This window comes from Dyadobacter endophyticus, from assembly GCF_014641595.1.
Lineage (GTDB): Bacteria > Bacteroidota > Bacteroidia > Cytophagales > Spirosomataceae > Dyadobacter > Dyadobacter endophyticus.
The window spans coordinates 2,069,500-2,093,974 of the sequence record NZ_BMIA01000001.1 but is presented as its reverse complement, the minus strand read 5'-3'; the positions used below and the strand labels follow the sequence as shown (position 1 = coordinate 2,093,974).

At 52.0% G+C, this 24,475-nt stretch carries 16 protein-coding genes; 11 read left to right on the top strand and 5 right to left on the bottom strand.

Annotated features, from left to right (window positions below; genetic code table 11):
• The first annotated feature begins 96 nt into the window (after positions 1-96).
• The 11 genes from IEY24_RS08710 to IEY24_RS08660 all read left to right on the top strand — a co-directional run bounded on the left by IEY24_RS08710 (position 97) and on the right by IEY24_RS08660 (position 17,431).
• Positions 97-3,234: a heparinase II/III domain-containing protein gene (locus IEY24_RS08710; RefSeq protein WP_188930677.1), complete on the top strand. Its 3,138-nt coding sequence runs from the start codon at positions 97-99 to the stop codon at positions 3,232-3,234.
• Positions 3,235-3,383: 149 nt separating this feature from the next.
• Positions 3,384-5,519 carry a fibronectin type III domain-containing protein gene (locus tag IEY24_RS08705; protein WP_188930669.1) on the top strand — a complete coding sequence of 712 codons (2,136 nt, stop codon included), beginning with the start codon at positions 3,384-3,386 and terminating at the stop codon, positions 5,517-5,519.
• A 163-nt stretch (positions 5,520-5,682) separates the two neighbouring features.
• Entirely contained in the window at positions 5,683-6,357 is a 675-nt protein-coding gene (locus tag IEY24_RS08700) for a hypothetical protein (RefSeq protein ID WP_188930662.1), read from the top strand.
• Between the two features lie 19 nt (positions 6,358-6,376).
• Positions 6,377-7,000 (top strand): hypothetical protein, encoded by a 624-nt coding sequence (locus IEY24_RS08695; protein WP_188930660.1) that lies wholly within the window; start codon positions 6,377-6,379, stop codon positions 6,998-7,000.
• A 10-nt stretch (positions 7,001-7,010) separates the two neighbouring features.
• Entirely contained in the window at positions 7,011-7,946 is a 936-nt protein-coding gene (locus IEY24_RS08690) for a hypothetical protein (RefSeq protein WP_188930658.1), read from the top strand.
• A 47-nt stretch (positions 7,947-7,993) separates the two neighbouring features.
• A complete protein-coding gene (locus tag IEY24_RS08685; RefSeq protein ID WP_188930656.1) occupies positions 7,994-8,578 on the top strand; it encodes an RNA polymerase sigma factor in 585 nt (194 codons plus the stop codon).
• Positions 8,565-9,899: a hypothetical protein gene (locus IEY24_RS08680; protein ID WP_188930653.1), complete on the top strand. Its 1,335-nt coding sequence runs from the start codon at positions 8,565-8,567 to the stop codon at positions 9,897-9,899. Before IEY24_RS08685 ends, IEY24_RS08680 begins: the two co-directional genes overlap by 14 nt.
• A 157-nt stretch (positions 9,900-10,056) precedes the next feature.
• Complete coding sequence (locus IEY24_RS08675; RefSeq protein WP_229221651.1) at positions 10,057-11,274, top strand: Gfo/Idh/MocA family protein; 1,218 nt, start codon at positions 10,057-10,059, stop codon at positions 11,272-11,274.
• Between the two features lie 77 nt (positions 11,275-11,351).
• Positions 11,352-12,308, top strand: a complete 957-nt coding sequence (locus IEY24_RS08670) for an FAD:protein FMN transferase (RefSeq protein WP_229221648.1) — start codon at positions 11,352-11,354, stop codon at positions 12,306-12,308.
• Positions 12,309-12,547: 239 nt separating this feature from the next.
• On the top strand, positions 12,548-15,661 hold the full coding sequence (locus IEY24_RS08665; RefSeq protein WP_188930649.1) for a SusC/RagA family TonB-linked outer membrane protein: 3,114 nt from the start codon (positions 12,548-12,550) through the stop codon (positions 15,659-15,661).
• An 18-nt stretch (positions 15,662-15,679) separates the two neighbouring features.
• A complete protein-coding gene (locus IEY24_RS08660; protein WP_188930647.1) occupies positions 15,680-17,431 on the top strand; it encodes a RagB/SusD family nutrient uptake outer membrane protein in 1,752 nt (583 codons plus the stop codon).
• A gap of 55 nt (positions 17,432-17,486) precedes the next feature.
• Here the strand turns inward: IEY24_RS08660 and IEY24_RS08655 are convergent, their stop codons facing one another.
• From IEY24_RS08655 to IEY24_RS08635, 5 genes are all read right to left on the bottom strand, one after another.
• Entirely contained in the window at positions 17,487-18,197 is a 711-nt protein-coding gene (locus IEY24_RS08655) for a hypothetical protein (protein ID WP_188930645.1), read from the bottom strand.
• Between the two features lie 98 nt (positions 18,198-18,295).
• Positions 18,296-19,642 carry a TolC family protein gene (locus IEY24_RS08650; protein ID WP_188930643.1) on the bottom strand — a complete coding sequence of 449 codons (1,347 nt, stop codon included), beginning with the start codon at positions 19,640-19,642 and terminating at the stop codon, positions 18,296-18,298.
• Positions 19,632-22,736 (bottom strand): efflux RND transporter permease subunit, encoded by a 3,105-nt coding sequence (locus IEY24_RS08645; RefSeq protein ID WP_188930641.1) that lies wholly within the window; start codon positions 22,734-22,736, stop codon positions 19,632-19,634. The genes IEY24_RS08650 and IEY24_RS08645 overlap by 11 nt, the downstream gene beginning before the upstream one ends.
• A gap of 8 nt (positions 22,737-22,744) precedes the next feature.
• Entirely contained in the window at positions 22,745-23,776 is a 1,032-nt protein-coding gene (locus IEY24_RS08640; protein WP_188930639.1) for an efflux RND transporter periplasmic adaptor subunit, read from the bottom strand.
• A 103-nt stretch (positions 23,777-23,879) separates the two neighbouring features.
• Positions 23,880-24,443, bottom strand: coding sequence for a Crp/Fnr family transcriptional regulator (locus IEY24_RS08635; RefSeq protein ID WP_188930637.1), 564 nt, complete (start codon positions 24,441-24,443; stop codon positions 23,880-23,882).
• Positions 24,444-24,475 lie beyond the last annotated feature (32 nt).

Below are 24,475 nucleotides of genomic sequence, written 5' to 3'. Positions count from 1 at the left end.
CTGCACACTGATTTCCCATTACAAGAATTGAAGTAGATTAATATAAGCCCACTGCGAGGAGAAGATCCTTTTTATGAAATTTTTATGTCAACAAAAATGAGTGATACGGTTCACTTTATGGAAGCGATCTTCCGAACTTTCCGCAAATGTATTATCGCATTGCTAACCGTGCTTCCGTTGCAGACGCTCGGGCAGACGGCGTTAAATTTGGCCGGCGATCACCTCATCATTCCGCCATTTGTGCCCGTTGCGGAACGAACGCCCCATTTCCCGCTTAAAACAGCCCGTACAATCTACCGGGAAGCGGATATTCGTAAAGCGCGCATGAATATGCTGCATTATGAAGCGGCCCGCGAGGTCCGCGACAAGATATTGAAAGCCGCCGATCCGTGGCTCGAACGTCCCGATTCCGCCATCATCGCGCTCATGCCCGACGCGCGCGTGCCCCGCGCTTTCGACCTGAACCCGAAAGGCAGCCCGGTCCACGGTGATACGGTTTTCAAAGTTGGTGGCTTTTACCCGTGGTTCGTCGATCCCGACCATCCGTTACAGGTAAAATCGCCGATCGACGGCCAGGTTTTTCCTTCGAACGATTACCTGGCTTATTACAAAGGCGGTTTTAAGGATAAAACAGGCCTCGACCGGAAGTTTGCCGACGATGGCTGGGGTTGGATCGCACCGGATGGCGAACGGTACTGGTTTGTGGCCTATGCCAACCAATGGATGTGGAAAGGGCATATCGAGCCTGCATTCGCCGACCTCGCGCACGCCTACCTGCTCACGGGCGACAAGCGCTATGCGCACAAGGCGGCGGTAATGCTGTATCGGCTAGGGGAGGTGTATCCTTCGATGGACCATGCCAACCAGTCGCGGTACGGGCTGATGGAAAAGATGAAGGGCCACACCTACAATGGCAAGATCCTGAACCTGATCTGGGAGACGAGCCTTATCCAGAATGCGGCGGAAGCGTACGACGCGGTGTGGGACAGTATTGATAGCGACGCAGACCTGCAACAAGCAACCGGCAGAACCGGCGAGCAAATACGCGCTTTCATCGAAGCCAATGTGCTGGAAGATGCGGTGGACGCCTATATGGAGCGTAAAATCCAGGGCAACTACGGCATGCACCAGATCGCGTTGCTGTATATTTTGCTGGCCAGGCAGCACATGGGCACCGAAAAGTACCTCCGCATGCTCGTGGAAGAGCCCGGCGAGAGCCGTGTGCAGTCGGGGTTGAGGTATGCATTGTATAACATGATCTTTCGCGATGGCCAGCCGCTCGAAGCGCCGGATTACAATCTACTGACGGTGCAGAAAATCACCCGTTTTGCGGATATGCTGCGCACCGGCGGTACGGATCTTTTCGGCGAGCCGCGGCTCCGCGCGCTGATGAATAGCCCGTTGGAAATGGTCGCAATAGGGAAAATTACACCAGGGATCGGGGATAGCGGTTCGGTACTTGGGACGCTGGTAGGGCAGGACCCGGATGTGTACCAGGTGGGTTATGGTGCCTACCGCGATCCGCGCTATCTGGCATGGCTTGCGCCCGCGGGCAAGGTGGGGCCGCATTCATTTTCAACTTTCGAATCGCTTTTCCGCGATGTGTTGCCCGATGTAAAGCCGCTTGCAAATGGCCGCGCGTTGCCTGAGCGCCCGTCGCATTTGCTGGCTGGTTACGGGATGGGTATTCTGAACAACCGCTCCGACGCAGTCGCATTGACATTCAATTATGGCTTCAAAGGCACGCATTACCATTGGGATTTCCTGAATTTCGAGCTGTTCGCCAACGGACAGAAGATGATCCCCGACCTCGGCTATCCCGACGCGATGAACGAATATGTGAAAGAAGTTTACACCTGGTCGTTCAATTCGGTTGCACATAATACGGTGGTCGTGGATGCACAGAGGCAAGTCAACAACGTCCACGGCGTGCTGTATGACTTTGCCGAAGGTCCCTTCGCCCGGTCGATGGACGCTTCGTCGGCCACCTATCCGCAAACAAGTGCCCACCGTCGTAACCTGATCATGGTCGATGTGGACAGCGCGCGCAGTTATGTGGTCGATTTTTTCAGGGTAGCAGGCGGCGGGCGGCACGATTACGCATTGCATGGCCCGCCGGGGAAGATGATCGCAACAGGCAAATGGACTCCAAAACAGCCCGGAACCCTGGCGGGCCGCGACGTAGCATTCGGGGATATTTATGATGATAGTAAAATGGGCGTTGCAGGTTATAAGGGCAGCTATTGGAATTACAAAGGGTCTGGTTATCAATACCTTTTCAATGTTCAGAAATTGAATGGGGATAGAACTACGCTGACGTACAGCCATGTTTCGGACGAAAATGCGAAGGTCAGGATCCATATTATGCCGCAATCCGGTCAGGAAATCGTCATAGCCGACGCATGGAATAAGCCGCGGGCGAAGGACCACCTTTTGAAATACGTCATTACAAGGCGTAAGTCGGTTGGTAATGAGGTTTTGAAAAGCACTTTCATTGGAATAATGGAGCCGTTTTTAGAGAATAATCCCTTGATTAACACATTGAAGAAACTGGCGGTAACGCACGGGGCAGCTGTGGAGGTGGTCCGAAATGGTGCGACGGACGTGATCGTAAGTGATACGACAAATGCCCGGAAGAGCATTGCCGGCTATCAGATCGAGACGGACGCACATGCTGCGGTGGTCAGCTTTGACCCGAGCGGCGTGCCATCGCGGGTGTTTTTCAGTGACGGTAGTTATTTGAAAGTCAAAAACAAAACATTCCGCGCTGCGGCATTAACCGGTATTGTGACGAATGTGGATGTGAGAAATCGCCGCATATCAGTCGCTTTGGAGAAGGGAACGGTGGAAAATATCCAGCCGGGAATGATCGCGCATTTCGCAAATGCGCTCCGCAAAACCGAGCACCCCATTCAATCAGCGTCGATAACAGGAAGTGTCCTGACCATCGAAGCGGAAGACGATTTGCTGATCGGGAAAGTACATACGGTGCATAATTCGCCGGACTCACTGGTAACCGACACCAACCTTCCATTCGCGCCCTTATACACGGGCGCGACCGTGCTCAACGAGAAATTTGAGCCATTAGGAATCCTGAAAGCGGTTGCGGATAATGCATTAAAACCGGTGGATAAAATGGATGGAATCCCGGCCGATGGCGCGGATGTCTGGATTTCGAACATCGGTGTCGGCGATCGCGTCGGGATCAAAGCGAGATTCTCCTGGGAGCGTTAAGGCTTGTTAAGTGCCTCTGAGGCAACCGGACATGCCGGGGCAGGCGTGGTTTGTGATGATATTATTGATTTTTGGGGTAGTATTCCAATTCAAAAAAACAGTATATCAGGGTGACATTCCAACCTTGTTCGGCTCTGCCCGGCTTTAATATGTATTTCAAAAACAGTATTTCAAAAGTTATTTCAACAGGCACATTGGCCTTGTGGGCACTGGCTGTTTCGGCGCAAAATACGGATCGCTATGCCCCCACAGTCGAACCCGACCGCATTGTACTCAACGTTACCGCCGATCCTTCAACTTCAATGGCGGTCAATTGGCGAACTTCCGACACTGTGTCGGAAAGTTTTGCCGAAATCGCGGTGGCAGAGGCCGATCCGCGGTTCGTGTCAAAGGCCAAAAAATACAAAGCCAGCACGCAAAAACTGGTCTGGGAGGATACACCGGCAGCCAATTACCATTCGATAATCTTCGATAACCTGCAACCGGGCACCAAATATGCCTACCGGGTGGGCGGGGAAGGAGGGTGGAGCGAATGGATCCATTTCACGACCGCCGGTACGAGCGACCAGAAACTGTCGTTTATTTACTATGGTGATGTTCAGGTCAATATCTCCTCGCTGTGGTCACGCGTGGCACGTGAGGCGTACGCGAAAGCGCCCGACGCGCGCCTGGCCATCTATGCGGGCGATCTGATCAACAAAGCGAACCGCGACGCCGAATGGGGCGACTGGTTCCGGGGCGGAGGCTTCATCCACTCCATGATCCCCGCCTTCCCGACACCCGGCAACCACGATCATTTCGATACGCCGGAGGGAATTAATACAACGTCGGTATTCTGGCGGCCGCAGTTTACACTGCCCGAGAACGGCCCGAAAGGCTTGGAAGAGACTTGCTATTATGCAGACGTTCAAGAAGTAAGGTTCATTTCGTTAAACTCGGATCAGGTAGATGTGTCGGAGAAATGGACGCAGGTGCAGAAAGAATGGCTGGAAGGCATTTTGAAAAACAATCCTAACAAATGGACGGTGATTACTTTTCACCACCCGATTTTCTCCCCCAAAACCACGCGCGACAACAAGCGTATGCGTGAGACTTTCAAGCCGTTGTTCGACCGTTACAAGGTCGATCTCGTACTGCAAGGCCATGACCACACTTACGCCCGCGGCATGGTGAATATTCCCATGACCGAGAAAGGTGCGCAGTCGGGAACGATGTATGTGGTGTCCGTAAGCGGGCCGAAAATGACGGATTCGAACATCGATCGGGCTGCTTGGATCGACCGTTCGGCCATGTACACCCAGCTTTTCCATGTGGTAAATGTCGAGGGTGAAAAGCTTTCGTTTGACACCTACACCGCTACCGGCGAGCTTTACGACGCATTTGACCTGGTTAAACAAAACGGAAAGATCAACCGGATTGTCGAGCGCATTCCTGCAACTGCAACCGAAGAATTCCCGGCCGAAATCGTCCGGTTCAAGCCCCGTGCGGGTAATCCGGTTTTCAAAGGAACGGGCGATCCGAAGACTTGGGACGAAAAGATCCGCGAACGCGGGTACATCCTGCGCGAGGGCAACAAATATTACATGTGGTACACCGGCTATACGAAAGCCAAGGGCGACAGCATGAAATACCTCGGGCTGGCCACCTCCGACGATGGCCTGAAATGGGCCCGCCACCCGAAAAATCCCATTCACACGACATTATGGGTGGAGGATATGTCTGTGTTAAAGGAGGGGAACACCTATTACATGTTCGCCGAGAGCAAAAACGACATTGCACATTTGCTCACTTCAACCGACCGCATTCACTGGAAGGACCGGGGAGCCATCGACATCCGCCTCAAAAACGGATCGCCGCTTAACAAAGGCCCGTACGGTACGCCGGCGATCTGGAAGGAAAAGGGCATTTGGTATCTCTTCTACGAACGAAACGATGCCGCCGTGTGGCTCGCAACCAGCAAAGACCTGAAAACCTGGACGAACGTGCAGGACGAGCCGGTACTGAATGCCGGCCCGGAAAAGTACGACGCATTTGCGGTCGCGTTCAACAAGATCATTCAGTATAAAGGCCTTTATTACGCCTATTACCACGCGTCGGCTTTCAAAGACTGGCGCGAATGGACGATGAATGTAGCCGTTTCGAAAGACCTGGTCCATTGGAAGAAATACGCGGGAAACCCGATCGTGGGGAACGATTCATCGAGCGGATTTCCGTTGTTCGACGGCCAGCAATGGCGGTTTTACACGATGCACCCCGACGTAAGGGTTTATTTTTCAGAAAAATAGCATGTCTTTGATGATCTTTGAAGCATTGCAGCTCAGGTTGCAATGCTTTTTTGTTTAAAATTGAAAAAAATCTTTGACGATCGCCACGTTTGAAACGGGCATTCGTGTCTCTGCTATGGGAAGCGCGAAACGCAGCTATCCGATCATTAATCAGGCACCGGTTATGAAAAGATTATTATCCATAGGTTGTTTCCTGTTGCTTGTAACATGGCAGTTCGGCTGTTCGAAAAATGATCCGTCGCACGATCCGGAACCCGAGCCTGTTCGCCTCGATCGCGATACCGTTTCGGCCTGGCTCTCAAGAGGCTCGTTCTACATTACCGACGCCTGGCGGTTTGCCGGGAAGGATTCGGTGGACATGTTCAAGGCGGACACGCTGCTGAAACTTTATGCCAATGCCGCATTCCTGCACTTCTACATCAGCAAAGGAGAAGGGCAGATTATGTTTCACGGCGGCGGGAGCCAGTTCCCCAATACGGAGATTCCCGGTAATGCACTCACGTTCAACCTCAATATCCGGATTTTTCTGCCCACGGAAATGGATCTTAAATGGGATGAGGAGAAGGGCACGCTGGGCGTCGAGACGATGCGGACAACCTCCTATTTCCCAATGATCGTCCCGGGCAAAAAAGGCTACCTCGAACCGGCAAGTTTCAATGTGAAAATGTCATTGGAGCAGGCAAAAAAAGCAGTCGTCAAGCCTAGGATGCGGTTTATTTTCGAGGACGACGATCCGAAACTGGGTAAAGTCACTTATAAAATAACCATGAAACCCATGTACCAGTACTACCGCGAACCGGGGCAGCAGGTCAGTGCCAAGTATGTTGTTTTTCCTTAAATAATTGATAGTTAGCAGAATGAGATATTTGTTTGCCTGTGTTGTGTTGTTGGGAGTATTGGCCGGATGTTCGAAAAAGAAAGAAGTGGTGCCGCCTGAACCGGTTTTGCAGGAAGAAGATGTGATGCCGTTTCTCATTAAGAATGTTTACCAGGTTGCGGAATGGTACTCTGTGAAAGGCAGCGACACCGCTTTTATTTCGAGAGACTCTGTTTACCAAAGTTGGTTTGTCAAATCGGTATTTTTGCAGTTCGGCGACGGATATGTTTTTTACTACGGCGGGAATGAGTTCCCGAATACCGAAATCAGCGGGTATGCCCGGACCTTTAATTTAAATCTGAAATTTTTGTGGGGATCCAATATGAAATATAACTGGGACGCGACAAATAATAGGCTGGTCATCAAGACTGATTCGGGCCAGGGCTGGGTTCCGTTCCTTAAATCGGGCTTGGAACTTACGATGGATGCGTCGGGCTACCATGTGATCAGGGATACCGAAACCACATACTTAAATCATCAATCCGGCACGATGCGGTTTACCTATGAGGAGAATGGAGCAGTCACCACAATTCTATTAAAACAAATGTGGCGTTACCCGCGACCAACTCCCGAAGGACACAGAGTTTATTACGTAGTTTTTTGAACCCCGAATCATGAAACCCCTCATTCAGATAGTCGTTCTCGCGTTCCTGCTGTATAGCTGCAATAACCTGAACGACCTGCGACCGGAGGACCCAAGCAAGGTCATCCCGCAAATGGTTGTCGATGTGGTGAAAGATAAATTTCCAAAAGGTGAAAACCTGGTTTTTAAGCCTGTGCTCGAAGACAGGGTTTGGGAAGTAAAACTGGAATCGGAGGCAGATCGTTATTCGTCGCTGGTGGATCATGGTAAAATGTGGGAGACGTTTAAGGTAATGCAGGGTGGCGTTCCCGAGACTTTGCAGGAATCGCTGAAAAAGACGGCATTAGGTGACGGTGTATTGTCGGCTTACTCCACGGCCTATTTCGCAACGACGACCAAGAACAAACTGATTTACAATTTTAAAGGAGAGAATTATTCGTTCCGGTGGGAAGGGGAATTTCCTAATTCAAATAGCTCGGCGTCGTTTGATCCGGTCCTTTACAGAATCACAACCTACGAGATTAATGACCTGCCCGGTTTTGTGAAGGACACGATTGCTGCCATACCGGATTTGGGGTTTGTAATGGGTTATACGTGGGTACGAATGGATGACACGAAGCGCTATCATGTCTTCGCTCGCAAGAGGATCGGCAACCAGTTCGAACCGCTATCGATGCTGTTCGACGACAAAGGCAAGCTCAGGTGGAGCAGCACGTTTTTTTCGAGCTTGGGTAATCTCACCACCAACTCTAATCTGGAAACAGTTCCGGTCGAAATAAAGCAATATCTTGATAGCCTCCCCGAACTCGCAGGTTATGAGTACGAAAAGAAGCTGGTCAACCATGTCAATGGGCTCACAAGCTATTACATCACCGTAACCGTCGGCGGCATTTCTAAATGCGAGTTTTATTTTGACAAGGATTTCAATGTATTGAATAAAAGTTACACTGTATTATTATATAAATAAATAGTATTTAAGTAAGTTTAAGTTACTCCTGAGCCAACGTCCCCTTGATGAAATTCTTTCTCTCTAAAAAATACGACAGCGTCGCCAGCCTCGTCAAGGCCTGCCAGCAGCAGGACCCGAGGGCGCAGACCGTATTTTACGAGCGATACAAAGCCCGGATGACGGGTATCTGCCGGCGTTATGCCCGGACAGTGGCGGAGGCTGACGATATTTTCCAGGATGCATTTGTTAAGATTTTTAACAGCATCAACGACCTGAAAGACCCCGAAGCGGTGGACGGCTGGGTGAAAGTGACGGTGATCCGGACGGCCATCAACTATTATAACCGGACAACCCGGCGCGAGGAACTCCACAGCCCACTCGACGGCGTGGAATGGCAGGTGGAATCGGACGATTACGTGCGCATGATCGATCAGATGAATGTCCGTGACCTGCTGGACCTTATCAACGAGCTGCCGGATAAGTACCGGACGGTGATCAACCTGCACCTGATCGACGGCTATACACACACCGAAATTGGTGATATGCTGTCCATGTCGGACGCCACGGCCCGGTCGCAGTTTATGAGAGGACGTAACCTGCTAATGAAAAAATTGGAACTAAAAGGAATAGTGCATCATGAAAACTTCTGAGGACAAATTCAACGAAGCGCTGCGCGACGTCCTCAAACGCAAATTTGATGACTATGAGGAGCAGCCCAACCCAACCGCGCTCGATCGCATACGCGCCCGCGTAAAGCCTGCACGCACGGGAAGATATTGGTGGTTCACCGGCGCACTGGTCTTGATTTCGGTCTCCGGAATCTTGCTCAGCCGCTATGCCGGCCAACTCAGCGCGCCGTTCGGGGTTCCGGACAAAGTACGCGCGCACGCAGCAAACCAACCGGCATCGACGGAGCCTCACACGGCAAGCCCCGCAGGAACGTCGGCGAATACCGTTGCAGAAACGCCGGGTCGCGCGTCGCAGCCGCTGAAACTGGCAGTGAAAGTACCGGATCCGCGGTCTGAACGGGTAGTTAAAAATGTTTTTGTGGAAGACCTGGGTAGCAAACCGGCAGCGAAGGTACATCGCTCGCATTCCGGGAACATCGGGGGCGCCACTGTAAGCAGGTATGAAAGTTTACCGCTTGCCGATGGCAGTCAGGTAACGGAAGGCCAGATCGGTTCTGGTTCGGTTTTCGACGAAATGCAGGCCGCATCGGCCGATGAAATATCAGTGGTGGCAGATTCGGCCCTGCATGTGGCTGCGCTGGAAGAACTGGATGCGATGCCCTTAACGCAAGCGGAGATCCCGCTGCATTTGCGCGGCGTTGTGGCACCGGTGTACAAACCGGCCAAGGTCATCGTGACCAATCCGGCGCGCATTGCCTGGCTATTCAATGCCGCGGAACTACACTCTTATCAGATATTGACCGTGCCATCGTCGGCAGCGAAAGATTTTCAGAATTTCAGCTTTCCGTCGCTATTCACGGCGCGATCTATGGGTTATAAGCTAAGCGGAGGCGTGGAGCGGAACGGTATCCAGCTGCAATTGCATTTCAGCAACTTCCGGCAAACGTATTCCTACGAAATCGCGAACGACAACTACCTCGTCAAACCTGATGATAAAGGGCAATATCAAACGGTTCGCCAAGGCGACAGAATAGAGGAAAACCGGAAATTTTCGATGCTCGGTATTGGCGTTACAAGACAGTTGCGCTGGGGACATTCGCCGGTCAGCAGGTTCTTTGCGGCATTCGGTGCGGAATATTCGCATGATTTGAACAGCAGCCAAAGCCTCGGGTGGGTCAGCCTGGGATTAGGAAAGCAATTTGCCCTCAGCCGCAACACGGCATTCAGCATCGGGCCCTATGCCGAGTTCAGCCCGGTGAAGGTCAAAGGTACCCAAAACCCGTTCTACTATCAGCCATACCGTGTGGGGATATCGGCCGGGCTTCGCTTTGTGAGGCCCTGAATCACCCACAGGTAAAGTCCCGGTAACACACTGCCGGGACTTTTTTATGTCCTGAATTTTTTTCTCCCGCCGAGCCATTTCGATCTGATTAAAAAATACTTACATTTACGGGCACGTGCCCGTAAATCATTCTTGACCAAACCGACGATCCCCAATCATGACCCAATCGACAACGAGAAGAAATTTTATTACAACAGGCCTTGCCGCTATGGCAGGAGCGGGCCTGACCAGCGCTTTTACCCCCGCATTCGCGAAGGCCATTGGGTCGGCGGACAAGATCCGGCTGGGGATCATCGGCACCGGGTCGCGGGGTGCCGGCCTGGCGACGCTGATCCGGGAAATGCCGGATTATGACCTGGTTGCCTGTTGCGACATTATCCCCGAAAACCTGCAAAAAGGCCTGAGTCTCGCCGCAAAAAATGCCAAAGGCTACACCGATTACCGTAAGCTGCTCGACGATAAATCGATCGACGCCGTAGTGATTGCCACGCCGCTTTACCTGCATTATCCAATGGCCGTTGCCGCATTGCAGGCCGGAAAGCACATTTATCTCGAAAAATCGATGACTTACGACATCCCGCAGGCTATCGACCTCGTGAAAAAAGTGAAAGTATCGGGTTTGGTTTTTCAGATCGGGTATCAATACCGGTATTACGGCCTTTATCACAGGGTAAAGGAGATTATGAAGGAAAACTGGCTGGGCAAGATCACGCATTTCGAATGCCAGTACAACCGTAATTCGAACTGGCGCTTTCCTGTCAAGGACCCGAAAATGGAGCGGGCGATCAACTGGCGCATGTACCGCGAATATTGCGGCGGCCCGCTCTCGGAGCTTTGTGCGCATGAGATCGACGTCGTCAATTATCTCACCGACAGTCGGCCCGTCAAGGTAGTCGGCCTGGGCGGTATCAATTACTGGAAGGATGGTCGGGATACTTATGACAACATCCGTACCGTTTACGACTATCCCAACGGCGTGAAAGCGAGCGTGACCTCGGTACTTTCCAACGCGTATAATGGTTACAGCATTCGCATTCTCGGCGATAAGGCCACCGTGGAAATTCTTCGGGACAAGGCATTGATTTACCCTGAAACAACCAACAATGCCAAAGGGGTGGTGGACGGTGTTACCGGCGCTACCATTGCCGTAACGACCCAGGGTACGGGCGTGGAAGTGAAGTTCGGGAAGCCCGGCGAAGCGCAGCTGGAACCGACCGTGTTTGCATTGAAAGACTTCGCCGAATGCGTAAGGAACAAAAAGGAGCCGGTTTCCAACGTCGAAACCGGCCGCGACGGCTCGATCGCCATCCATATGGGCAACGCCGCTGCCGACACCGAAAAAGTACAGTATTGGAAGCCTGAATATTCCGCCTGATGAAGCATGGGTGGCTTTGTGTAAGATCTTTGTTGGTGATAATGTGCTTGGCAATGAGTGCATTACACCTTCCTTTAATGCAGGAGACCTATCGGATCGCCGGGCAGGCGCAGGGGACGACCTATGCTATTACCTGGTACGCCGACCGTGAGTTGGTGAATAAAACGCAGATCGACAGTATTTTCAAAAGCCTCGATGCGTCGCTTTCTATTTACCAGTCCGGCTCGCTGATCAACCGGTTCAATGCCTCGCAGAAAAGCATTGAAATGGATGGGCACCTGGCACGTGTTGTTGAAAAGTCCATGGAGATTTTCTGCCAGACAGGCGGGCTTTCCGACATTACCGTGTACCCGCTCGTACGAGCCTGGGGCTTCGGAGCAAAACCGACAGATACAATGCCCGACAGTGCTACCGTTCGGGAAATCCTCGCGTGCGTAGGCTCGGATAAATTGCAGGTTCGGGACCGCAGGCTTTTGAAAACCATCCCTTGTGTACAAATCGATGTGAATGGCATCGCCCAGGGCTATTCGGTGGATGTGGTCGCCGGGTTCCTGGAAGCACGCGGCATTTCCAATTACATGGTGGAAGTGGGAGGGGAGATCCGAACGAAAGGCCTGAAACTGCCTGACAATGAGCCGATGAAGATTGGTATCGAAACACCTTCCGTCACCGGATTTGACGCGCCGGTGATCCGCGAAGTGATCAGCATTGGCGATGGTGCCGTTACGACATCGGGCAGCTACCGTAAATTCAGGGAATCGGGCGGCATACGCCTTTCTCACATTATCGATCCTAAAACCGGATTCCCCGTGCAGCGCGAGATCATCAGCGCGACCGTAGTGGCGCCCGACGCGATCACCGCCGACGGCTTCGACAACGCGTTGCTCGCCGCAGGCATCAACGGTGCGTTTGAAATTCTGAACCGCCGTCCGGACATGCAGGCCTATTTTATTTACCGGCAGCCAGATGGCACCGTCGCAGATACAGCATCAGCCGGTTTCGGGCGATATGTCGTTGCGAAGGCCGACCGCTGACGGCCGATGGGGACCTGCGGTGTTGGTTCCGAGAACGTTATCGCTACTATTTCCGGCGATTATCGCGGATACCTATCAAATTCATTGTAACATTGTTATAAGCCAAAATTAAATACTGCTTGGTGCTTTAAATGCACCATAATCAACTTCGCAGCCGCATTGCGAAGCCGGGTTTGGTGTGTCCGGATTTTGGCTTGCTATCCTCTGAAAATCCATTTTCAATTCCTAACCATAATCCTATGCATGTAAAACTACCAACCCACCCGTGGGTCCGTATTCTCGTCGTTTTTGCGTGGCTTAGCCCGTTTTGGCTGCACGGGCAAAATCTCAGGGATGTTACCGGCGTGATCACCGACAGTTTAAGTAAACAGGGCCTTCCGGGCGTCACTGTCGTGATAAAAGGTACACAACGTGGCACAACCACCGATGCCGATGGCCGTTACGCTGTTCAGGCGGCCCCGTCGGATATGCTGACATTCAGCTATGTAGGTTATCTGACGAAAGAAGTGGCTGTCGGTAACCAGTCGGTCATCGAAATTGCCCTGCAACCGAGCACGAATGCGCTTGATGAACTGGTGGTGGTGGGTTACGGCACGATGAAAAAGAGTGACCTGACAGGTGCGGTGATCCGTATCGATTCGAAGACATTCAAAAACCAGCCGATGACCCAACTCACTGATATGCTTACAGGAACAGTCGCGGGCTTTAATGCAAACCAGGGCACTTCCGCGGCGGGTGGAAGCTCCTTGCAGATCCGCGGACCCAAATCGCTGACGGCCAATTCGAGCCCGATGGTGGTGATGGACGGGGTGATCTTCAATGGCAGCATCGCTGACATTAACCCCGCCGATATCGAAACGATGGACATCCTCAAAGATGCCAGCTCGGCAGCCGTTTTCGGGGCGAGGGCAGCAGGAGGCGTGATCCTGATTACAACCAAAAAAGGCGCGACGGGCAAGCCGGTGATCAATGTTTCGGCCAATGTAGGAACGGTGCAGACAGCGAACGATTTCAAACCATTTGACAAGGATGGTTACCTGACCTTCCGCCGAGACCTCCTTCGTGCAACCAATCCCGACCGCCCTTCTTTCTATTATGACAATCCGGGCACGCTACCGGCTGGCATTTCACTCGAACAATGGCGTGCCGCGAGTAACAATCCGCAAGCCGACAATACCCAGGAATGGCTGAGCCGGCTACGTTTTTTTCCCATTGAAACCGAAAATTACCTCGCGGGGAAAACAGTGGATTGGTATAAGGAAGTGATCCGGACCGGCATGCGGCAGAACTATGACGTGAGCATCGGCGGCGGCTCGCAGAACGTGACTTATTACTGGTCGCTCGGCTACCAGAACAACGAGGGGATTTTGCGCGGCGACAAGTTTTCGACTATTCGCTCGCGGCTCAATCTGGATTTCAAGGTAACCGATTGGCTTAATGTGGGTGTGAACAGTCAGTTTGCCGACCGCGACGAGAGTACCGTTCCCGCCAACCTGCCGCAGATGTTCATCATGAGCCCCTACGGGTCGATGTTCGAGGCGGACGGCAGTGCCATGTGGTATCCCAACAGCTTCGCGGTGGCCAATCCGCTCATCAATTATTATGGCCAGGAAAGAATGAAGAAGGTGAATACGCTCTTTGCTTCACTTTACGGAAAGATCAAGCTGCCTTTTGGATTTGATTATAAAATCTCTTTTCAACCGCGGTATGAGGCTTCGAAAGACTATAATTTCTGGTCGTCCAACACGCTCGACGGCGGCTCCACGCGCTCCGGCGGGTATAGCACGCGCGCGGATGCGTCTACGTACGAGTACATTCTCGACAACCTTCTGCATTGGAATAAGCAATTCGGTGTACACCAGTTCGACGTGACGTTGCTTTACAGCGCCGAGCGTAACCGAGGCTGGTATTCCAGAATGGCGAACCAGGGTTTTGTACCAAATCAAAACCTGGGCTTTCACGGCATGCAGTACGGTACCAGCCCGGCCATGGAGACCAACGACTCCCAGATTACCGGCGACGCGGCCATGGCGCGGCTGAATTATACATTGTTTGACAAATACCTGATTACGGCTTCCGTCCGCCGGGATGGTTTTTCGGCATTCGGCACAAAGCAGCCGAGAGCGGTTTTTCCGGCAGCGGCAATCGCCTGGAAGATCTCGGAAGAGAAGTTTTTCAATGTGGATTTCGTGAGTCAGATGAAGCTCCGGCTGTCGTGGGGGGTGAATGGTAACCGCGATATCGGGGCATATTCGGCGCTCGCGCAGCTGCTTTCCGCGATGTATTACGATGGTACCAATGTGCAGGTGGGTGTTTACAATACCTCGCTTGCCAACCCGAACCTGGTTTGGGAGAAAACCAAGTCGATCAACATCGGTATGGACCTGAGCCTGCTCAAAAACCGCATCGATCTGAGCATGGAATATTATGATATGACCACGACAGACCTGCTGATGAAACGTCTTTTGCCGGAAATTACCGGTTTTAAAGACATTACGACGAACCTGGGCTTGCTGGGCAACAAGGGTTTTGAAATGACCATTAACACTATCAACACCGAACAAACCAATTTTTCGTGGCGCAGCGGGTTAGTGTTTTCATTTAACAGGAACAAAATCAAGCGGTTGTTCGGGGATTACAAGGAAGAAACGGTGGATGGCAAAACCGTCAGCAAGGAACTTCCGGATTACTCCAATGAGTGGTTTCCCGGCCAGGCGATCGACCGCGTTTGGAACTATAACGTGACGGGTATCTGGCAAACAGCAGAAAAGGATGCGGCAGCGGTTTACAAATTACAACCTGGCGATTTCAAAGCGGTGGACGTGGATGGAAATGGTAAATATGAGGCGCTGCTGGACAAACAGTTCATCGGTTACCGTCAGCCGCGTTTCCGGATCGGTCTGCGGAACGAGTTTACATTCTGGAAAAACTTCACGGCTAGCATTTTCCTCCGAAGCGAACTGGGCCATATCGCGCCATTTGCGGAAGGCTTGCGCACAGGCGGCTCCGATACCTACGACCGGCGCAACACCAACGATTTCCCTTACTGGACGCCCGATAACCCGACCAACGAATACGCGCGGCTCAACACCAATACCAATGTGTTCGGAGGTGGGATCAAGGTCTACAAAAAACTGTCGTTTCTGCGGGTGCAGGATGTGAATGTGGGTTATTCGGCACCTTCGGACATTGCTAAAAAACTGAAAGTGAACAACGTACGCGTGTTCGCATCTGCACGTAACCTGCTCACCTTCACCAAATGGCCGGGCTGGGACCCCGAAGCGTGGGATAGCGATGGAAATAACGTTCCGATGCCCCGGAATTTCACAGTTGGTCTTAACCTGTCATTATAAGCCATTAACCTCAGCATTATGAAGCTCTTTAAATACCTCATATTATCTGTTCTGCTGCTCAGCCAGTCGGCGTGCGACAAGGATTGGCTGAAACCGGAGCCGCTGTCGTTTTTCAGCCCGGAAAATGTATTCGTGGATAAGGCTGGCATGGAGGCGCTGCTCATTACCATGCGTAAAGACCTCAAAAACGAGAGTACAGGCACCATGCCGAACCTCACGATGGAGTACGCCGCCTCGGATCTGGCATCGCCCTGGTCGCAGCTCGACTTCTATAACCTTACGCCCAACACCGACCAGTACTACCGCTTTCTGGCGATGTTTACGGTTATTTATTCTTCCATAAAAAACTGTAATGTGCTCATCAGCAGGATTGATGAAATTAAATGGAACTCGGAGCAGGAGCGGAATGCAATTCTGGGCGAGGCGCTCTGGCACCGTGCGTACTGGTATTACCGCCTCGTAAATTCCTATGGCGATGTGCCTTTTTTGGGTGGAGAAATACAGGAAGCGAAGTTAGACTTTCAGACGCACAGCCGCTGGACAATTCTGGAAAAGATCAAAACAGACGTCGAATTTGCTGCCCAATGGCTTCCGGCAACGGCCAAATCGGGTGTGATTACCAAAGGCGCGGCGAACCATTTGCTAACAAAGATCTATCTGGCCAATCTGGAATATGATAAGGCCATTGAAGCCGCGAACAAGGTTATCAACGGGCCTTATACGCTCGTGAACCAACGTTTTGGCATCGATGCGGCGAAGGGGTACCGTAACCTGATCTGGGATTTGCACCGTGCCAAAAATTTCAGCATTGCACAGAACACCGAGACCATCCTGGCGTCCATCGATCGCTATGAAGCACCGCCGGCCGCGCGTTCCGTAGGTCTGTACACAATGCGGCTTTACAATTGCCAGTGGTTCCAGCCGCAGGTGCTTGATAGTCAGGGTAAGCCGGGGATGGTCGCGAGCGGGCCTATGTATGATTCACTGGGCAGAGGTAATGCAAATATCAGGTTGACGGGCTTTTATCAATACGATATCTGGTCGTATAAAGGAGCGAACTGGCGCAACACCACCGATTTGCGCCGCGCGGACATTAACTGGGTGGACATTCACGAGTTGAAATACAACAACCCGTCCTCTGTCGATTTTGGCAAACCTATCAACACCAAATTCCTGGCAGCGCAGGTGGATACGTTCAAGCACGTGTACGCGATGCCGCATTACATTATGTACAATCCGCAGGACGACCCGAAAGCGACGCCGATGGGTGGTAATGGCGACTGGTATATTTTCCGCCTCGCCGAAACCTATCTGCTCCGTGCCGAGGCTTATTTCTGGAAAAATCAGCTCGCATTGGCTGCTGACGACATCAACAAAGTACGCGAGCGCGCGAAAGCGCTACCGATTACCACCGGCGAGGTGACGATTGATTTCATCCTGCACGAGCGTGCACGGGAGCTGTTTGCCGAGGAGCCGCGTCATTCGGAGCTTGTCCGCATTTCGTATATCATGGCCAAAGCGGGCCTTAATGGGTATAGCCTCACCAATTTCAGTGAAAAGAACTACTATTTCGACCGGGTGATGCGCTACAACAATACCTATGAGAAGAAGATCCAGCTCTTGGGCAACACGGCGAATATGGCGCCATTCCACGCGCTGTGGCCGATTCCGTCGCTAGTGATTACTGCGAATACGAAGGGAGTAATCAATCAGAATGTGGGTTATGACGGTGCGAACCGAAATGTGCCGCCGCTGACGAAGATCGAGTAGAAGGCACGGGGCAATAGCAAACGACCCTCGCATAATTGCATGCGAGGGTCGGTTTTTAAAACAGGACGGGCTTTTTCGATATGTATAATGTTCCGCTTCTGTTGGTCTGGTCGCAATATTCGAAGTTATTGCCATCCCCGCAAAGTGGCGCCGAGCCCGTTACATACAACCGTGATTTTTTATCAAAATTTACACTAATCAACTGATGATGTGCGGGAAGTGAAATTTTTCGGCCAGTTTCCGATTTGAGCCCGATTGTTTGTAAATAACCTTCCGCGGTTTGAATCATGTCGATACTGAATAGGATGCCGTTGCCGGAATATGCGTAATTGATCGGCACTTTCCATTCGTCGTAGATCCAACGTCCTGTTGCGCGCTCCCAGGTCAGCCCGCGATCCATACTGAACCAGGTTGGTTGAATGCCGAAGGAATTGTCGCGAACGGTGGTGGTGCCTCTCTGGCCTTCCATGACGAACAGCGTATCTTCTTTTTCCAAAAACGCAAAAAGGCCTATCCCGGCGTTGTAGCTTCCTTTTGTCCAGGTTTTACCCTTGTCGGCCGTTACAAAAACTTCGAAACCGGTGGTGATCGTCAGGGTATCGTCGATACTACCGTGTACTGCCTTGATATCCCGGTTGTCGGGCGAGCGGAGGATGTACCAGTCTTTGTCTTCTACCGCCAGTTCGGGCTCCGGCGCGGCGTCCTTGTCATGACGACAGCCCACGAATGCCAGCAAAGAAATAAGGATGATAAATGATCTTTTCATGGATAATAGGTGAATGTAAGTTGTATTATGGTTACAATTTATACAGTTACCTGTTATCTTGTACGTTCGCAATGTGAACTAATTGTGAAATTCCAAAATCATTCCCCGGCCAGCCGCTGCAAATCCGAATAAGCCAACCGGTAATTCAATTGTGCCGCGAGCAAATCGGCTTCCGCTTTGGCCAGTAGCGAACGCGTGCTGAGGATGTCCGCTTCAAGATTCAGCCCCGAGGCCTGCTTGTCTGTCTGTACTTTTAGCTCCTCTGTCCGGTATTTCACGGCTTTTTCGGCCACGGCAATTAATGCAGTTGCTTGTGTGAGCTTCCGGTGGGTTTTCGAAACGTCGTTTTTGACCTGATTTTGCGTATTAATCAAGTTTTCGCGGGCCTGCTCGCGCAACAAATGCCGCTGGCGGATCACCTGTTTGTTGGCGACTAGGTCCTGAATATTCCATTTGAACTGCGCGCCCACGAAAGGATTATTGTTTGGAAAAAGCAGGTTGCCTGTCTGGTAGGAATAACCCGCGACGAGGCCGATGTCGGGTAAATTACCCTGTTCTGCTGCGCGAATGGCCTTTTGCGTTTTGATTTCCGTCAGGTTGGCGATTTTAATGTCGTTGTTTGTCGTCGCGGCATTCGTTAAGTAAGAATCCAATGTGCCTGGTACGCCTGCATTAGCTACCGGCGCCAACGTTAGGCTATCTGTTTCAATGCCCGTCAGCTGTTTCAAATCGGCCGTGTAATCTTCCGTTTGGATGCGAAGTTTCAACAGGTTTTGCTCCTCGTCGGCGATATTCGCTTGCAGGCCAGCCTTGTTTACATCGATAGTTTTACCCGAAAGCAATGCACTTTCTACATCGTAAAGCCGCATCTGGGCCAGTTTGATCTTCGCATTGGCCTCGTCCTGTTGTTTTTGGGTAATCAGCAAACCATAATACAGCTTCTCTATCGCCTGCCTGATTTGGAGCGACGCCCTCGATTGCTCGTGGCGTGCCAGTTCAGCATCCGTCTGGGCCACCTCGATCCCGGTTTTGATCTTTCCCAGCTGGGTAATAGGCTGGTAGAGCGTCACGCCCGCATTGAAATTATGGTGTTTACCCAAAGGAAAGGTCTTCTCCTCGTTAGGCAGCGCAATGCTGGTTCCCCCAAGCGGCAATGTACCGAAAGAACCCTGCTCGATTACCAACTGGCCGAGGTTTGCATTGTATTGATAGGCGGAGCTTATCGAGGCCACGGGAAACCGTTTGATACGGTCCTCGGCCACTTTGGCCTCTTTTTCGGTGACTTGTAACTTGCGCACGTTCAGCAAATGGTTGTTCTGCAATGCCTTTTCTACAGCCTGTTCGAGCGTGAGCGGCTGCACCTGCTGTGCGTATAAGCGCACGGGTGCAGCCACCTGTACGGCTGCCAGGACAATGAGTATCGGGAGTATCAGCTTAGTTTTCATGGTGTTCTGCAACAGGTGTTACCATCAGGTCTTTTTTATCATGCGGTTTGATCATCGCGATGTACAGCACCGGCACGGTGAGCAGCGCCATTACCATAGACCATATCACCCCGACGGCGATCACACTCGCGAGCGGGCTCCACATCGGCGAACCGGAAAGGATCATCGGCAATACGCCTATCGCCGCGGCCATTGCCGTGAGGAATATCGGGCGGAGCCGCCGCTTGCCGGATTCGATAGCCGCCGTGCGGATGTCCATCCCGTGGCCCAGCAGCTCATTGGTATGGTCCACCAGGATGATCGCATTCCGTACCACGATGCCCGACAGGCTGATCAGCCCTACAAATGCGGTGAAACCGAAGTTGTTATGCGTAATATAAAGTCCGATTAATGCACCGAACAGGCTGAGCGGGATCGTAAGCATTACCAGCGCAGCTTCTTTGAGGCTACGGAACTGGAACAGCAGGATGAAGAATATCAACACCAGGCTGATCGCTAATACCACCATCATCTGGCTGAACGTCTCGTTTTTGTTGAACTGCTCGCCGCCGTATTCGATCCGGTAGCCGGCTGGCAACGGAATATCGGCGATTTTGCCTTTAACTTCCTTCACGAGGTCGGCGGGAAGCACATCGCCTTCGGTTTCGCTCAGGATGGTGAGCGTCCGCACGCCGTTACGGTGCATGATCTTGCCCGTCTGCCATTGCGGTTTCAGGTCGGCGATCTGGCGGAGCGGCACATTGGCGTCGGTAACAGGCGAGGCTAGGTAAATGTTTTCCAGGTTGTCGGACGACTGACGGTTGCGTGCGTCGAGGCGGAAAACGATATCCAGCGGGTTGTTGCCTTCATACATCGTCGAAACCGGCGCACCGTTGAAGCCCGTGTACACCATTTGCGAAATGCTGCCGGTGGTAAAACCAAGCTTGTTGGCCTCGTCTTTGAGCTGAATGCTGATGCCGTAATAATCCTCGCGGAAATCGGGACGGACCATCGCGCTGCCTTTTGCATTTTTAAGAATATTCTGTACCTGCAAGCCGATCGCTTTGAGGCGGGAAACGTCGTCACCTACAATGCGTACCTCCACGGGCGATTTGTATGGCGAGCCCTGCTGCATCAGTTTAACCTGCGGCGAGCCTTCGGGGATCAATGCGGCTACCTTGCCTTCGAGCTCCTGCGCGAATTCCTCGGCGGTTTTGTCGTCGGTGGTGTTGATCAGGATCTGGGCGTAATTGGTTACCGGTACTTCGGGGGAGAAGTTGTAATAAAACCTCGGCGCGCTCGTGCCTGTGAAGGTCGCGTAGGAGGTTACACGCGGGTCGCCTTTTACGAGTTTTTCCGCTTTCAGGATTGCCTCACCGGTTTTGTCAAGCTTGGTGCCGGTAGGCATCCAGAGTTCGATTACAAACTGGTTGCGTTCGGCCGCGGGGAAGAATTTTTGTTTAATTCCCTGATATACAAATAATGAAAGCACTATTGTCACAAGGCTGACGCCGATCGTTAGTGCTGAATGCCTCACGCACCATTCGAGCGCGGCATTATACCCGTTTTGCATGCGGTCGAGCAGGGTAATGCGTTTCTTTTTATCGGTTTCTTCGGCGCTGTGGTCGTGGAGTCCTTTTTTGATAAATGTATAACAAAGCAATGGCGTGAGGATCATCGCTACGATGAACGATGCGGCTAATGCAATGGCCACTGTTATGGGCAATGCGTGGATGAACTCACCTACGGAGCCGGTCAGGATCACCATCGGCATGAATGAGGCGATAATGGTTACAGTGGCTGCCAAAACGGGGATTACCAGGTCGGTAGCGCTGCGCCAGGCGGCTGTCCAGCGGTCGATGCCCTCGTCGAGCAGCTCCACATAGTTGTCGGCGATTACGATGGCATCGTCTACCACCATACCGAGAACGACGATCAGGGCAGCAAGCGACACCTGGTGCAATTCTATGCCAAAAGCATTGAGCAATGCGAATGTGACGGCGATCGTCATCGGAATGGCCATCGCGGCCACGGCGGCAATGCGGATCGGCAGCAGCAGGATCACAACGATCACGACGGAGAAAATGGCCAGGAAAAATTCGCGTATGAAGTGCGTGATGTTTTCATCCACCAGTTTTGGTTGATTTACAATGGTCGTCAGCGTCACGTCCGAAGGGAACAACCTTTCTGCTTCGGCCAGCTTGGCATTCACCTCCTCGCCGAACTTCACGATATTGTTCCCTTCCTGCATCTGGATCGCGAGCATCATCGCATTATTGCCGTTCACGGTCGTCTTGCTGGTCGGTTCGGCATATTCGCGGTTGACCTGTGCAATGTCGCCAAGCCGGATTAGTTCCCCTGTTTTGGACGCTCCCACGACCTGGTTCGCGATCTCATTTTCCGTATTATAATAGCCGGATGTGTACAGTGGCGTCTGGCTCGTTGCGGTTTTGATATCTCCTGTCGGACTAATCACATTCTGCGATTGCAGCACCTGCACCACGGACGACAGTTTGACATTATATTGAGAAAGCTTCTCGGAGCTCGAAGTGACCGTGATCTGCTCCTTCTGCTCGCCAATGCGTTTGATTTTGGAAACAGATTTGACCGTACGGAGAACGTCTTCCAGTTTCTGGGTATAATCTTTCAGCTGCGCATAGGTGGCCTTGTTGCTTTCAATGCCGATCACCAATGCCTCGGTGTCGCCGAAATCGGAGTTCACAATCGGGCCGCGGACGCCTTTCGGGAAATCCACCTGCTTGGCTACCAGCAGCTGGTGCCGGAGTTTGCTCCAAAAAACATCAGGATTCTTCACGCTTTCACCCAGCTCCACATTCACGACCACCATGCCGTCCTGCGACGTCGAGTAGGTTTTGTCCTTGCGGATTTCCTCGAATTGGAAAAGGTATTGTTCCAGCTTTTTGGTAACCTGGTCTTCCACCTGGGCGGAATTGGCGCCGGGGAAAAAGGCTAGGACGAGGCCTTGCCTGACGGTTATTTTCGGGTCCTCGCGCCGGGGCATGTTCAGCAGCGAATAAACGCCTACCGCAAACACCAGCAGCAATACCGACAGCGTTACCTGCGGATATTTCAGGGATGATTTGACAAAGTTCATAGCGCAGCTTATTGGGTGATGGAAATGGCGGTGCCGTCGGTGAGCTTGTGTTGCCCGCCGGTTACCACGCGGTCGCTTTCGGTGATCCCGGAGGTGATCTCGATCTGGTTATCGGTGAGCTGACCGAGGCTGACCTTCCTTTTTAATGCGATTTTACGGTCGGGATCGGCTACGAACACGTAGCTCTGGTTGTCGAGGTCGTGCAGAACGGCCTCGGTTGGCAGTACCAGGGCCTTTTTGGACTGGTTGGATGCCAGCGTTACTTCGGCGATCATGCCGGGGCGGATCAGTAGTTTGGGATTGTTGAGGGTTATTTTAATGGTAAATGCTCGCGATGCAGCATCAGCAGCGGACCCTACTTCGATTACCTTCCCCGTAAATGTCTCACTTAGTGAAGAAACGAGCACTTTGGCTTCCTGTCCGAGTTTAATATTGTGCAATTCACTTTCGGGAATATACGCGTTGACTTTGACCGTCCGGATGTCGGACACCACGAACAGCGGCGTGCCTACACCCACGATCTCGCCGACTTCTGCCATTTTTTTAAGCATTACTCCGCTGATGGGTGCAAACAGCTTGGTATCCGAAAGATTTTTGGCGTGCAGCTTCTCCTGTGCGCGGGCCTGTTGCAAGCCAAAGCCGACCTTTGCAAAATCGCTTTCGCTCAGGCTGCGGCGGTCGTGCATTACTTTCAGACGGTCGTATTCGTCCTGTACCTGAGCCACTTGCACATCGGCTAATTCTTTGGCTATGCTGTAATTGCCGGGATCGAGGCTGGATAGCAGCTGGCCTTGCTTCACAAGCTGCCCTTCGGCGGCGGCGATGTAGTCGATCTTTCCGCCTACCATAAAACCGAGGCGGACCGTTTTGTTGCCTTCGACGTTCCCGCTGACGGAGATCTGGTTGTTGGCCGAGATGTTCTGCGCTTGCCGGGTCACGACCGGGAGGGGCTTTTCAACTGACTTTGCCTGATCGGCGGCTTTGTTGCAGCCCGCGAGCGCAGCCATCGCGAGCATGAGATAGATAGGATTGCTTTTCATAGAATGGACGACCGTTAGGTTTAATATCCTGGCGCAAAATTGGCCCCGATTGATGGCAATGCTTTTGATCTAAATCAAAAAGTAACCCAAGATCGAAAAATTGTCAAACTTTTCCTGCCCTAATCCGGCTTAACGTCTCCTGCGTAATGCCCAGATAGGAGGCAATATGGCCGAGCGGCACACGCAGCATGATGTCGGGGAATTTTTCGAGCATGGAATTGTAGCGCTCCTGCGCCGATTGAAACTGGATCGAATACAATTTGTCCGAAAATGTTTTCACCGCATTGATCATGACGAGCCGGCTTAGTTTCTGCAATGCCTGGGAGCCGTCGATGAACTTTTCGAGTTCCTGGTAGGGAATGGTGCGGATCATGCTCTGTTCCAACACTTCGGCACCGTAAGGCGATGGGCTGTCGAAAAAAGCGCCTTCTATCGAGACGAAGAAAGACCCTTCCAGAATAAATGAATGCGTAATATCCTTGCCGTCTTTGATATAATAGGTGCGCACAACGCCCTTTTCGACGTAAAATACCTTTTGAGAAAAATTATCGGGAGATAACAGCCGGTGCCCTTTCGATAACTCCTCCCTCTTGAAAGCCTCTTGCACCTGTGCTTCCATTTCGGGGGCTAATAGGATATGTTGTTTCAGGTAGAGAATCAGGTCCATAGAGTAATGCAATGGTCGTAGGCTGTTTGTGC

Coding starts and splice junctions, on each gene's coding strand:
- IEY24_RS08710 (WP_188930677.1), top strand. CDS start 97: ATGAGTGATACGGTTCACTTTATGGAAGCGATCTTCCGAACTTTCCGC.
- IEY24_RS08705 (WP_188930669.1), top strand. CDS start 3,384: ATGTATTTCAAAAACAGTATTTCAAAAGTTATTTCAACAGGCACATTG.
- IEY24_RS08700 (WP_188930662.1), top strand. CDS start 5,683: ATGAAAAGATTATTATCCATAGGTTGTTTCCTGTTGCTTGTAACATGG.
- IEY24_RS08695 (WP_188930660.1), top strand. CDS start 6,377: ATGAGATATTTGTTTGCCTGTGTTGTGTTGTTGGGAGTATTGGCCGGA.
- IEY24_RS08690 (WP_188930658.1), top strand. CDS start 7,011: ATGAAACCCCTCATTCAGATAGTCGTTCTCGCGTTCCTGCTGTATAGC.
- IEY24_RS08685 (WP_188930656.1), top strand. CDS start 7,994: ATGAAATTCTTTCTCTCTAAAAAATACGACAGCGTCGCCAGCCTCGTC.
- IEY24_RS08680 (WP_188930653.1), top strand. CDS start 8,565: ATGAAAACTTCTGAGGACAAATTCAACGAAGCGCTGCGCGACGTCCTC.
- IEY24_RS08675 (WP_229221651.1), top strand. CDS start 10,057: ATGACCCAATCGACAACGAGAAGAAATTTTATTACAACAGGCCTTGCC.
- IEY24_RS08670 (WP_229221648.1), top strand. CDS start 11,352: ATGCAGGAGACCTATCGGATCGCCGGGCAGGCGCAGGGGACGACCTAT.
- IEY24_RS08665 (WP_188930649.1), top strand. CDS start 12,548: ATGCATGTAAAACTACCAACCCACCCGTGGGTCCGTATTCTCGTCGTT.
- IEY24_RS08660 (WP_188930647.1), top strand. CDS start 15,680: ATGAAGCTCTTTAAATACCTCATATTATCTGTTCTGCTGCTCAGCCAG.
- IEY24_RS08655 (WP_188930645.1), bottom strand. CDS start 18,197: ATGAAAAGATCATTTATCATCCTTATTTCTTTGCTGGCATTCGTGGGC.
- IEY24_RS08650 (WP_188930643.1), bottom strand. CDS start 19,642: ATGAAAACTAAGCTGATACTCCCGATACTCATTGTCCTGGCAGCCGTA.
- IEY24_RS08645 (WP_188930641.1), bottom strand. CDS start 22,736: ATGAACTTTGTCAAATCATCCCTGAAATATCCGCAGGTAACGCTGTCG.
- IEY24_RS08640 (WP_188930639.1), bottom strand. CDS start 23,776: ATGAAAAGCAATCCTATCTATCTCATGCTCGCGATGGCTGCGCTCGCG.
- IEY24_RS08635 (WP_188930637.1), bottom strand. CDS start 24,443: ATGGACCTGATTCTCTACCTGAAACAACATATCCTATTAGCCCCCGAA.